Raw genomic sequence first — 11,754 nt, forward strand, 5'->3', positions numbered from 1 at the left:
CCTCAGTTTATTCTATAATAATTTTAGTTTCTAAGTAGTTCTCAAAAGGAGTGATAGCTTCCAAAACAAGACTCTTTTTGTCTGCAGAAATCGTTTCAAAAAAATTGGTTTCTATCTTTGTATGTTCCTTTTTTGCTGCTCGTTTCCATGTTCCAATGACTTTTTCGTCTTCTATTATTATTGGCCAAAAGATACCGTTGTTTGTGAAAGCATTGGCTTGATGCTCTTTTGCAATAGTGATTTCTCGCGTTTTATATGAAATTAGAATCTCATCAAACGAAGGTAGAAAATGGATACTTTTCGGCGTATTAATTTCTGAAGGAAGGCCTTTTTTAAACCAATACTTTTTACCATCAACTACAATAGAATCTAGCTCTGATTCAACTGAATAAATAGCCAATTTTGCTATTGTAGCTGGAAAACCTGACCACCATGTAAAATCTAATAATGTTGCAGGTCCATGACTTTCAAAATATCGTTTTGCTAATTTTGCCAGCCCTTCCTCTTTTGTTAGTTTAGTATTTGTTTTTGGGACTTTCTCTTCTAGTAATGAATATGTTAACTGCTTTCCTTTCATTTTTCCGTTACAAACTAGACCATCTAGTTCTGCATTCATCATAATGATGGTGCTATTGAAAAATCCATCACCCGAATTTTTCTTAACGTCAAGTTCTTGCATAATTTCATCACGAGTCAATGAATTGTTCCCTGCTAATATCTTTTGGATTGATGAATTAACTTTATCTAATTTCTTTTCGTCAAAACCATTTTTTCTAGCTGCAGAAAGCACAATTTTTTTTACCTGAGGCCCTGAAACATCTAACATCCAATAAATATCATCTGCAGAAACAAAATGCCAAGTTGGGCGTAAAATATGTGTTCGAATAATTTTGCCAGAATTAATTGCTTCTTCAATACTCTTTTCTGAAGCATCACATCGTGAACCAATTGCCCATTTTGCCATCGAATAATCTTGCGCCTGCATAGCTCCCAGATGTTTTACAATTTCTTGAGGTTCATGAAAATTGGTCTTCAATATTTTTTGTGAAGCCATTCTTAAAAAAGCTATTTCTGGATGTGTCATTTTTTAAGTTTTATTAAAGCATACAAGATGTATTAGCGTATTGCTTAAAACATTTTAATTAATTTCTTTGCATTAATTATTTCTCGCAAAGACGTTAAAACGTATTTTTTTATCGTTGTCTATTTATTCTCTGTCCCTTTTGCAACTTAAAAAGCTAAACATGAATAATCTCATCATCAATCAATAAATCTTCACGTCGCAAGCGAAGGAAGATTTGCGCTACAGCGATGGTGTCTTTTTCGCAATAGGTTACGATTCTATCAATATCTTTCTCTACATAAAAAACATGTCCGACCTGACTTCCGTCAATATCTCCTTTTGGAGAAGGGATTCCGAGGATTTTTGTCAATAGTTTTAAGGAAGTGAAATGTTTATAATCACCAAATTTCCAAAGCTCTAAGGTATCCAGATGTGGAATTTCCCATGGTTTTTTTCCAAATAGATTCAGCTTGTCTGGAATTGCAATTTGATTGATAATCATTCGTCTAGCGATAAACGGAATATCGAATTCCTTTGCGTTATGCCCGCATAAAACATGGTACGGTTTATTGTAATGGTTGTTTAGTAGATTATTGAAATCTTTAAGGATTTTTATCTCATCTCCAAAAAATGATGTCACTCGAAAATTTCGAATATCTCCTTTGATGGTAAAATACCCTACAGAAATACAAACAATCTTACCAAACTCAGCCCAAATTCCTGCACGGTCATAAAATTCTTCGGGTGTAAAATCCTCTTTTCGCTGATATTGTGTTTTATGCTCCCAGAGTTCTTTCATCTCATCATCTAGTTCTCCAAACGCTGCTGTTTCAGGAACGGTTTCTATATCTAGAAAAAGGATGTTGTTTAAGTTTATTTTTTCAATCATTAATTTAGACTTCTTAGATTGGTTAGACGGCTTAGGCTTCTTAGATATTTAGACTGCATTAAAAACTAATTCATCGCCTGTATAAATGTACTTAAATTTTGACACTTTCAAAATTCGTGAAATTAATCTTGGCAAACTAAAATAGACTTTGCTGTTTTACTGGATTTTCATGTTCTAATAACCATTTCTTACGCCATAATCCTCCAGCATATCCTGTTAGTGATCCATCAGTTCCTATTACGCGATGACAAGGAACAACAATCCAAAGTGGATTTTTCCCATTTGCAGATGCTACGGCACGAATAGCTTTAACATCTCCTAACTTTTTGGATAGTTCTAAATAACTCATGGTTTTACCAAAAGGAATCTCAAGTAATCCTTTCCAAACTCTTTGCTGAAAATCTGTTCCTTTGGGGTTTAGCTTAAAATCAAATTCTATTCTTTTGCCTAAAAAATAGTCGTTTAATTGCGAAACAGCTTCTTGCAACTCTGTTGCAATTTTGTCAGAAACCCCATTGTCTCCAGCGTTAGCAACGGTAATCTCTGAGATTCCGTTTTCATCGCCAACAATTTTGGTGATTCCTAAAGGTGAATTAATGTATGCTGTTTCCATTTTATAAAAGTAAAGAAAATAATGCTTAAGGCCTGCAATTCTTTGTGGACTTTCATCGTGAGCTTTGTCAAAGTTCAAAACTTTGACAAAGGGGTCCTTATATTATGGAAGTACTTGTGAGGTTCTTCGACTCTGCTCAGAAGTACAAAGTTGTGGTTCTGAAAACCTTGCAGGTATAAAAAAAAACATTCATAGATACGAATGGTTTTTGTTTTTTTAGCCACGATTGAAGCGACATCCTTTATGTTTTTCCTTTAAAAACATAAAGATATAGCGGAAAGCGTGATCAGCTCCTACTTTAAAAAGCTATAAAAATAAGTTTCGATTGCTTTAAGTTCTTCGTCAGACATAGCTTGTGTTACAGGAAAATTGGTCTTCATGACTTCAAACTGACTTGGATCAACAATCGGATCCCCTTTTCCTTTAAGAAATGCAACCATATCTCCGTTTTTCTCTTTGTATATTTTAGCAATTTCTTTAATGCTTGGGCCTATAACTTTTTGGTCTACCTGATGACAAGCAAAACAATTTCCTTGTCCTTCAAAAATTGCTTTTCCTAATTCTTCTGGAGTTTTAGCAGTTAAAGTAGCCGTTTCTTCGCTTGGCATTCCTGAATTATCTATCGTTACTTTCTCTTCTTTTTTACAAGAAACGAATGCAAGTATTACTAATACCAGTAGTATTTTCTTCATGTTATTTGTTTAATATTACTGCTGCTTCTTTGGCAAAGTAAGTCGAGATAATACTGGCCCCGGCTCTCTTAATGCAATATAATTGCTCAATCATAATTTTATCGTGATCTAGCCATCCTCTTTCTGCAGCAGCCTTTACCATTGCATATTCACCTGAGACTTGATATACAGCTACTGGAACATGAACTGCATTTTTTACTTCTCGAACAATATCTAGATATGCCATTCCTGGTTTTACCATAACAATATCAGCACCTTCTTCTACATCTAGCAATGCTTCGCGAATTCCTTCGATACGGTTAGCATAATCCATTTGGTATGTTTTTTTGTCTTTTGGGACTTCTTGAAGATCTACTGGTGCAGAATCTAAAGCATCACGAAATGGACCGTAAAATGCCGAAGCGTACTTAGCACTATAACTCATAATTCCCACATTGTGATGTCCGTTTTCTTCTAATGCTCTTCTGATTGCCAGAACACGACCGTCCATCATATCACTTGGTGCAACAAAATCTGCTCCTGCATCGGCATGACTTAAACTCATGCGAGTTAGTGCATCTACAGTTGCATCGTTTATCACTTGACCTTTTTCTATGATTCCGTCATGTCCATAAATAGAGTAGGGGTCTAGTGCCACATCAGGCATAACAATCATTTCTGGGACAGCATCTTTAATTGCACGGATGCTTTGTTGCATTAATCCGTCTTTGTTCCAAGATTCTACCCCTTTATTGTCTTTAAGGTTCTCACTAACTTTTACATAAAGATTTACTGCTTTAATACCAAGTGCCCAAGCTTCTTTTACTTCTTTGATGGTGTTATCCAACGAATGACGGTAGATTCCTGGCATTGATGGAATTTTGATTTTTACATCTTTTCCTTCTGCAATAAACATCGGAAGCATAAAATCGTTTGGACTTAGGGTAGTTTCACGAACTAAAGAGCGAATAGATTCATTAGTTCTTAAACGGCGGTTTCTTTGTAGTGGGAACATATATGATTTTTATATTTTTTTAAAAGAATGCTACTGCAAAATCGACTTCACATTCATTTTAAAGTTGAAATTAAAATTGTGTCGCAAAGTTAAAGAAAAATCAACAGAATAAGGCTTTTAGCATTGTTTAGAATGCGTTAATATTATCTAAAATTTATTGTTTTAAAAATATTTTTTCAGAATCTTCTTATATCATGGTTTTTCAAATATTTAGATTTAAATTTGCAGAATGAAGAAATTTCTCGCTTTATGTTGCTGTTTACTGTTAACTGGATGTTTTGAGATAACAGAACGAATCAAACACCATGATGACCAAAGTGGTGAATATACGCTTATGATTGATTTTTCGAAATCATGGTTCAAAACAAAATCTGCCATTTGGCTTGAAGAAGTTGATGGTGTGAAAATTCCAAATGAACAAGAAATCACAAAAAAATTAGCCGATTTTAAAGCGAAAGCCTTAAAAATTGAAGGAATTACAGGAGTAAACACCAAAACCGATTTTCAGAATTATATTTTCATTATTAAACTGAATTACGCGAATTTAAAGGCGCTTAATGCTGTTGTGAATAGCATTAATAACCAAAGTGATCAAATACATTTTAACAGTAGTACAAAAGGCTTTGAGAGAATTGCTTCTTATCCTGTTCCTGAAAACTTGGTAAAAGACCAAAAGAAGAAACAGGATTTAGAACAGGCAAACATTATCTCTATTTATACTTTTGACCGTGATATTGCAATTTCTGAAAACCCGAACAGTAAGATATCTAAAAATAAAAAGACCGTTTTTTTAAAACAAAGCATGTACAGCGTGCTTAAGAAATCATCTTTAATGAATAATACAATCCGATTAACTCCTTAGTACACACAATTTATAATCCCTAAAACAAACTCTAACCATAAATGAAACAGTTCTTTACTTATTTAATTCTATTAATAACTTTAGTAGCCAATAGTCAGGCAATTTCTAAAAAATACGATTATTTTATACAGTTTAATGGCGATCAACTTTCGAAAAAAGTAAGTGTCGCTGATGTATTAAATCATTCATTAATAAAGCAATACAAGGAAAAAAATGCCGATTTTGATTTTCAACTATATGCAGATCTTTTTAAATTAGACAAGAAGACAACAGTTAACGGAAATTTTACTGGCGAAACTCCATATTATCAAATTACAATTCCGGCAAGAAACAGAAGTAAAATCAAGGACTTCATGCAAAAATTAAATGCAAAAAAAGAAGCCGATTCGTTACCACAAGCTACAATTCAAGAGTTTCCTCTATATACTCTTTTAACAACTGGAGATAAAAAAACTTCAATAGCATGGAATGATAACTACTTTGTAATTATTGAGTTTACCAAAAAATATCCTTCTAATCTATACGAAAATGATTCTATTCAAGAAGAAGTAACTCTCGAAGTAGCTCCAGAAGAAACTGTTGAAGAGCCAGTTGAAGAAACTGAAGAGGAAATGGAAGAAAGAATTCGAATAGATAGTCTTATAGCCGATGAAGATTTTAAAAAATATGAAAGAGAACGTGTCGCTTTTGATAGTTTACAACTAATTGAACAAACGAACTTTGTTAAAACTCTTTTTGAAAATGGTTTTACTGCTCCAACTTCTGATAAAATAACTGCAAATGCCGATATTAGTTCCTGGGTTGATTATGGTACTGCTATGTCTTCATTTTATAAAAGTTTTGGTGTTTTATATCCATTTACAACCTATAAAGAATTTTTACCTACACAAAAAAATTATGGCGACTTTGTAAAAGGAATGAACATTGATTTTTATTTTGACAATAACGGTGCTCGCATGGAACAAATTGTTGAATATAGTGATCCTATTGCTACAATTGCAGGTAAAATAACCAATAGAAGAATTAATAATCGAATTTTTAAATATTTCCCTAACCAAAAACCATTAGGATATTTATCGTACCACATTAATTCTAAAGCAGCACTGGAAAATATTCCATTGTTAACAAGTAAGATATTAGATAATCCTAAATTCCAGAAGGAAGATATTGCTATTGTAACTGATTTGATTTCGACTATTGTCGATGAAGAAGCTACTGCAAGATTATTTGATGGTGATTTAAGCATGTTTTTATACGGTACCAAAGAAATAGAGATAACTAAAAAAACGTATGAATACGACGAGAATTATGAAGAAACTGAAGTCCTAAAAAAAATAGAAAAGACAGTTCCGCTTTTTTCTATAATTTTCACTTCTACTCATCCTACTTTTGGCGACAAATTGATTCAATTAGGTGTTCGTAAAAACCTATTGGTACAAAAGGGTAATTATTACGAAATAACAGGAACCAAAGAATACGGTGACATGTTTATCCTTAAAGATAATGATGTGATAGTAATAGGAAATAGTCTTGATTACTTACAGTCTGGTGATGGTGGGTTTGCAAAAGACACTCAAAAAGAACTAAAAACAAATTACTTTTTGGCAAAATTAAACATTGCTGAAACAGCAAATGCTTATAAAAATTCTGAAAAACCTAAAATTGCGGATGTTAAAAGGCTCGACCAATTAGCAAAACAGTTTAGTGATATTTCAATTTTGTCTTCTAAAAAATTAAAAAACAACAAATTGAAGTTTGAATTGAAATTGAATTCGCTACAATCAAACAAAAATATTATTTTACAAACCTTAGATTTTGTTGAGGAACTTGGTAAATAATTTAGATATATTTCTAAAAATGGCTAACATTAAATATGTTAGCCATTTTTTTTATAATCCTGTTTCTCGATTTATTTTATCATAAATATGAGTCAGTTTTTTAGGAGCATTAAATCGATAACCTGCGGTAATCTTTAGAGTCGATATGTTATCATTTAAACCAATACTATCTGTTTCGCCCTGAATAAAATTGAGATGATTAACATTCATGAACACAAAAAATGAATCGGAATTGTAACCTATTTTTAAGCTTGTATCTATTTCGTAAAGCACTTTTGTTTCTCCATCTGTAATATTGATTCCAGCTCCCATAGATAACCCTGCCGAAACGAGAACATTTTTTCCTAAAACTAGATTATAAAAATAAGATGGTGCTAGCGAAAATAAATATACATCTCCGTTTATTCTATCCTCTGGTGATTTGTATTTTATATTAGTGTAATAAGCCGAAAAATTAGGGATAAAACTCCCTGCGCTTTTCATCTGCCACTCGTTCTGACCAGCAATTGCCTTATACGAGAATTTTTTATTGAAAATATAAGATGTAGCACCTCCTATTTTTAAGGAACGAAATCCTGGAAAAGCAGCATTTATCCCATCTTGACTTACATAAAACCCTTTTTGATAAAAATAAGTAAAGCTTTGCATCCATTGTTTATGATACAATCTTGCATTAAAATTTAAAAGCTTAGAGTCAATATTATCTTTATTGGCATTTAGAAATTTTGGTGAAAAACCAAATGACAAATCAACAAACTTAAACGAAAGCGAAGCTCCTAATTGTTCTTTTCGATTTGGAATCAAATCAAGTGTTGCCTTCTCCTTTTCTGAAACAGGGTAAACAATCTGAAAATTATTTGATGTATCTAGATAATAAAGACTTGCTGTTACTTTGTCATCATATGATTTAAAATATGAATTTTGAAGAGAATCTTTTTGAGCATAACACCCAAAAACTCCTGCAAAAAACATAATATAAATCAGTTTTAGATCCATTTTCTATATCTATAATAAGTCAATTTAATATGTTTTCTAAGCAAAGCTCCAGTGGAGCGATATATCCTGTTTAATCTAGATTTTAAAAATTATTATTGAATCCAATCAACTGGATTTTCTAACACATTTATTAACTTTTCCTCATCACTTCCTGTTTCGGGATGATGATCATAAACCCATTGTACATGAGGTGGCAAACTCATTAATATGCTCTCGATTCGACCATTAGTTTTTAAACCAAATAAGGTACCTTTATCATGAACTAGATTAAACTCAACATAACGACCACGACGAATTTCTTGCCATTTTCTTTGCTCTTCAGTATATGATAAAGCTTTTCTTCTTTCTACAATAGGAACATAGGCTTCTAGAAAACTATTTCCTACTTCAGTAACAAAATTATACCAATCCTGCATACTCATGTCATCTGTAGCCTTGCAATAATCAAAGAACAATCCTCCAATTCCTCGAGCTTCGTTGCGATGTGCATTCCAGAAATAAGCATCACATTGTTTTTTATATTTTGGGTAAAACTCTGGATTATGCTTATCACAAGCTGTTTTACAAGTCTGATGAAAGTGCTTGGCATCTTCTTCAAACAAATAATAAGGCGTTAAATCCTGTCCTCCGCCAAACCATTGCTGAATTACTTTTCCTTTCTCATCATACATTTCAAAATAACGCCAATTGGCATGTACTGTAGGAACCATTGGATTTTTTGGATGTAACACCAAACTTAATCCACATGCAAAAAAATCAGCTTCGCCTACATTAAACATTTTTTGCATGGCTTCTGGTAATTTACCATGAACTGCCGATATATTAACACCGCCTTTTTCAAAGACAGCTCCGTTTTCGATTACACGTGTTCTTCCTCCTCCGCCTTCTGGGCGTTCCCAGATGTCTTCGCGGAATTTGGCTTGACCATCAACTGCTTCTAATCCTGTAACTATTGTATCTTGAAGACTTTGTATGTATTTATAAAATTGTTCTTTCATCTTGTTGTTAGTTCGTATAGTTCCATATCTAAAGGAAGTTCATCTGTTGGAGTAAATTCATTTATTAATGTTTTTCTCCATGAGAATCCGCAATTTTGTGCGACTTTAATACTTCCGAAATTCGTTTTATGAGAAATGATTTGTAATGTTTTCAATTGTAATTCATTGAAAGCATAATTTGAAATTTGACTTACGGCCTCAGACATCCAGCCCTTTCCTTGATATTCTAATCCAATACAATAAGCAAATTCACCTTGTTTGGTCTCCCAATTCAACTTTTTGATAATAATTAACCCTGCAATTTTACCAGTCCTATTTTCTTTAATTGCATATGTAAGTTCAGAATTCAATTGAATCTCTTGATGTTTCTCCAAAATGTATTTTTCTGAAGCTTCAAGTGTTAGATTTTTAGCAAGTGTTTTAGGGAAATATCTTTTAAACTGTTCCGTATTCGAAAACATTAATTCATGAAGACTTACTGCATCTTTTGAAGTTAAGATTGTTATTTGAAAGTCCACATTTTTATACATTAACACTTGATTATAAATTTGCTTTTGCTGAAGCTATTTTGCTAATGATTCCAAATGAAAAAGTCTTGCTTTCTTGTTGAACATATTCATAAATAGCAATTGCTTTTCCTGAAAAATTATAATTTTCAACAATTGAGAATTTAACTAGAAAATCTCCAAATAACTCTAATTGATTCCAATCTAAATGGCATCGAACCAGAAGTGTAATTAAATCTTTTTCGCTAAGATTAACCAGGCTTTCCACGCTTAAACCAAAGTTTTTAAGGTCATTATCTATAAGACTCGTGTCTTCTACATTCCAAAACTTAGGCAAGAATCCAATAGACATTAATACTTTAAGCACATTGTCTATTCGGGTACTTTCTTCGTCTCGTAATCCTTTGTTTAGCATATTTTAATATTTTATTTTCTGCAAAGTTTCTAATATTATCTATTGCATCATCAACATTTCAGCAATTTAAGAATATCTTTTTATCACTCTTTCATTTACAAAATAAGAATGATGAGCACGTTTTATTATTCTGAACAAGAAAAATAAAACGGGTAATGAATAATATAAAAAACCCATACACATTGCTATATAAGGCTTTTCCATAATTAACCCACTAGATTTAATTGTGTCAAAGTAATGATATTTCTGCAAAAATTCGGAGGTAAGTCCCAATTTTGGTATAAACTCATTTCCTAATGCAGTGGCACAAAGTAGGGTACAATATAATATAGCTCGAAAAACTGATTTTGCGATTTCTATTGCTCTAACTTCAATACTAACATTTGAAAAAGCAAATCGCATTCTATTTAAAACTGTCAGCAAATAAATATAAAAAATATTTGTATCAATAACAGAATTATTAAAACTATATGCAAAAAGACCAAACATGGGAAAAAAGACCAAAATAGAGTACCTCTTTGGTAAAACTGCCATAAAAACTCCTGAATGAACCATTATAAATTCAAAAACGATTAATACTGCTAAATCGTTTATCAAGCTAACATTGTATTGTTCAGGGTATAACCAAACCATCAAAAATACAGACGCATAATAGGCATAAAAACCATACTCTATAAAAGAGAATGGTGAGTTTCTATGAAAGTTTATGTTTGCGAGCATTTATTTTCCCATTCTTTTAAAACATCAAATAAACAAACATTTATCCAATTAGGCCTTTCATCTCGTACCGAAATATTTATTTTCAGTAACAGATTTCAGCCTTTAGTGAGTCTGAAATCTGCAACCGATAACTATATACTAATTGCCGTATTCCTTAACCGCATCAATAAATGCTTTTGCATGATCTACAGGAATATGTGGCAAAATTCCATGACCTAAATTTACAATATATTTATCTTTTCCAAACTCATCAATCATTTCATGTACCATTTTTTTAATGGTTGGAATTGGTGAGAGTAATCTTGATGGATCAAAATTACCTTGTAGTGTAATATTTCCTCCAGATAAATAACGAGCATTTCTTGCTGAACAAGTCCAGTCAACTCCTAATGCCGAAGCACGACTTTGTCCCATTTCGCCTAAAGCAAACCAGCATCCTTTTCCGAAAACAATTACTGGAGCATGATCAGCCAAAGCTTCAACAATTTGGTTCATGTATTTCCATGAAAACTCTTGATAATCAACAGGTGAAAGCATTCCTCCCCATGAGTCAAAAATTTGAACAGCATCAACTCCGGCTTTTACCTTCTCTTTTAAATATAAAATGGTTGTGTCTGTAATTTTTTGTAACAATGTGTGTGCCGCTGCTGGGTTTGAAAAACAAAATCCTTTTGCAGTATCAAAACTTTTAGAACCTTTACCTTCTACAGCATAGCAGAAAATTGTCCAAGGTGAACCTGCAAAACCAATTAAAGGCACCTCATCATTCAGCATTTCCTTTGTTAGTTTAATTGCATCCATTACGTAACCAAGGCTCTCTTGAATGTCCGGAATGTAAACTCTTTGAACATCCTGCATTGTACGAATAGGATTTGGCAAAAACGGACCAAAATTCTCTTTCATCAATACTTCAATTCCCATTGCTTGTGGAACTACTAAGATATCCGAAAATAAAATTGCAGCATCTGGAGCAATGCGACGAATAGGCTGTACAGTGATTTCTGCAGCTAATTCTGGAGTTTGACAACGGGTGAAAAAATCATATTTATCACGCAAAGCGATAAATTCTGGTAAATATCTTCCTGCCTGACGCATCATCCAAACTGGCGGACGTTGAACTGTTTCTCCTTTTAAAGCTTTTAAAAATAGGTCGTTTTTTAACATGGTT

Annotated in this window: 13 protein-coding genes; 2 read left to right on the plus strand and 11 right to left on the minus strand. The window is 32.7% G+C overall.

Going from position 1 to position 11,754, the window contains the following annotated elements:
• Window positions 1–7 precede the first annotated feature (7 nt).
• The 5 genes from LPB87_RS07590 to hemB all read right to left on the minus strand — a co-directional run bounded on the left by LPB87_RS07590 (window position 8) and on the right by hemB (window position 4,251).
• Entirely contained in the window at window positions 8–1,084 is a 1,077-nt protein-coding gene (locus LPB87_RS07590) for a winged helix DNA-binding domain-containing protein (protein WP_230605512.1), read from the minus strand.
• A gap of 154 nt (window positions 1,085–1,238) precedes the next feature.
• Window positions 1,239–1,952 (minus strand): 3'-5' exonuclease, encoded by a 714-nt coding sequence (locus tag LPB87_RS07595; RefSeq protein WP_129540241.1) that lies wholly within the window; start codon window positions 1,950–1,952, stop codon window positions 1,239–1,241.
• A gap of 136 nt (window positions 1,953–2,088) precedes the next feature.
• Entirely contained in the window at window positions 2,089–2,565 is a 477-nt protein-coding gene (locus tag LPB87_RS07600; RefSeq protein WP_129540240.1) for a methylated-DNA--[protein]-cysteine S-methyltransferase, read from the minus strand.
• A 293-nt stretch (window positions 2,566–2,858) separates the two neighbouring features.
• On the minus strand, window positions 2,859–3,257 hold the full coding sequence (locus LPB87_RS07605) for a c-type cytochrome (RefSeq protein WP_129540239.1): 399 nt from the start codon (window positions 3,255–3,257) through the stop codon (window positions 2,859–2,861).
• A gap of 1 nt (window position 3,258) precedes the next feature.
• Window positions 3,259–4,251 (minus strand): porphobilinogen synthase, encoded by a 993-nt coding sequence (hemB, locus tag LPB87_RS07610; RefSeq protein ID WP_230605513.1) that lies wholly within the window; start codon window positions 4,249–4,251, stop codon window positions 3,259–3,261.
• A gap of 229 nt (window positions 4,252–4,480) precedes the next feature.
• Here hemB and LPB87_RS07615 point away from each other — a divergent pair, with 229 nt between their 5' ends.
• Both LPB87_RS07615 and LPB87_RS07620 read left to right on the plus strand, forming a co-directional pair.
• Complete coding sequence (locus LPB87_RS07615; RefSeq protein WP_129540237.1) at window positions 4,481–5,113, plus strand: hypothetical protein; 633 nt, start codon at window positions 4,481–4,483, stop codon at window positions 5,111–5,113.
• Window positions 5,114–5,154: 41 nt separating this feature from the next.
• Window positions 5,155–6,951, plus strand: a complete 1,797-nt coding sequence (locus LPB87_RS07620) for a hypothetical protein (RefSeq protein WP_230605514.1) — start codon at window positions 5,155–5,157, stop codon at window positions 6,949–6,951.
• A gap of 51 nt (window positions 6,952–7,002) precedes the next feature.
• Here the strand turns inward: LPB87_RS07620 and LPB87_RS07625 are convergent, their stop codons facing one another.
• The 6 genes from LPB87_RS07625 to hemE all read right to left on the minus strand — a co-directional run bounded on the left by LPB87_RS07625 (window position 7,003) and on the right by hemE (window position 11,750).
• Window positions 7,003–7,947, minus strand: coding sequence for a DUF4421 family protein (locus LPB87_RS07625; protein WP_230605515.1), 945 nt, complete (start codon window positions 7,945–7,947; stop codon window positions 7,003–7,005).
• 92 nt (window positions 7,948–8,039) lie between these two features.
• Entirely contained in the window at window positions 8,040–8,945 is a 906-nt protein-coding gene (hemF, locus tag LPB87_RS07630; RefSeq protein WP_230605516.1) for an oxygen-dependent coproporphyrinogen oxidase, read from the minus strand.
• Complete coding sequence (locus LPB87_RS07635; protein ID WP_230605517.1) at window positions 8,942–9,463, minus strand: GNAT family N-acetyltransferase; 522 nt, start codon at window positions 9,461–9,463, stop codon at window positions 8,942–8,944. Before LPB87_RS07635 ends, hemF begins: the two co-directional genes overlap by 4 nt.
• A 22-nt stretch (window positions 9,464–9,485) precedes the next feature.
• Window positions 9,486–9,866: a hypothetical protein gene (locus LPB87_RS07640; protein ID WP_230605518.1), complete on the minus strand. Its 381-nt coding sequence runs from the start codon at window positions 9,864–9,866 to the stop codon at window positions 9,486–9,488.
• Between the two features lie 66 nt (window positions 9,867–9,932).
• Window positions 9,933–10,586 (minus strand): hypothetical protein, encoded by a 654-nt coding sequence (locus LPB87_RS07645; protein WP_230605519.1) that lies wholly within the window; start codon window positions 10,584–10,586, stop codon window positions 9,933–9,935.
• A 138-nt stretch (window positions 10,587–10,724) separates the two neighbouring features.
• Entirely contained in the window at window positions 10,725–11,750 is a 1,026-nt protein-coding gene (gene hemE, locus LPB87_RS07650; RefSeq protein WP_230605520.1) for a uroporphyrinogen decarboxylase, read from the minus strand.
• Window positions 11,751–11,754 lie beyond the last annotated feature (4 nt).

Source organism: Flavobacterium sp. EDS (assembly GCF_020991525.1).
In the GTDB taxonomy this organism is placed as follows: Bacteria; Bacteroidota; Bacteroidia; order Flavobacteriales; family Flavobacteriaceae; genus Flavobacterium.

Bases quoted from the DNA above. Each gene is read 5' to 3' on its own strand.
- LPB87_RS07590 (WP_230605512.1), bottom strand. From the start codon at position 1,084: ATGACACATCCAGAAATAGCTTTTTTAAGAATGGCTTCACAAAAAATA.
- LPB87_RS07595 (WP_129540241.1), bottom strand. From the start codon at position 1,952: ATGATTGAAAAAATAAACTTAAACAACATCCTTTTTCTAGATATAGAA.
- LPB87_RS07600 (WP_129540240.1), bottom strand. From the start codon at position 2,565: ATGGAAACAGCATACATTAATTCACCTTTAGGAATCACCAAAATTGTT.
- LPB87_RS07605 (WP_129540239.1), bottom strand. From the start codon at position 3,257: ATGAAGAAAATACTACTGGTATTAGTAATACTTGCATTCGTTTCTTGT.
- hemB (WP_230605513.1), bottom strand. From the start codon at position 4,251: ATGTTCCCACTACAAAGAAACCGCCGTTTAAGAACTAATGAATCTATT.
- LPB87_RS07615 (WP_129540237.1), top strand. From the start codon at position 4,481: ATGAAGAAATTTCTCGCTTTATGTTGCTGTTTACTGTTAACTGGATGT.
- LPB87_RS07620 (WP_230605514.1), top strand. From the start codon at position 5,155: ATGAAACAGTTCTTTACTTATTTAATTCTATTAATAACTTTAGTAGCC.
- LPB87_RS07625 (WP_230605515.1), bottom strand. From the start codon at position 7,947: ATGGATCTAAAACTGATTTATATTATGTTTTTTGCAGGAGTTTTTGGG.
- hemF (WP_230605516.1), bottom strand. From the start codon at position 8,945: ATGAAAGAACAATTTTATAAATACATACAAAGTCTTCAAGATACAATA.
- LPB87_RS07640 (WP_230605518.1), bottom strand. From the start codon at position 9,866: ATGCTAAACAAAGGATTACGAGACGAAGAAAGTACCCGAATAGACAAT.
- LPB87_RS07645 (WP_230605519.1), bottom strand. From the start codon at position 10,586: ATGCTCGCAAACATAAACTTTCATAGAAACTCACCATTCTCTTTTATA.
- hemE (WP_230605520.1), bottom strand. From the start codon at position 11,750: ATGTTAAAAAACGACCTATTTTTAAAAGCTTTAAAAGGAGAAACAGTT.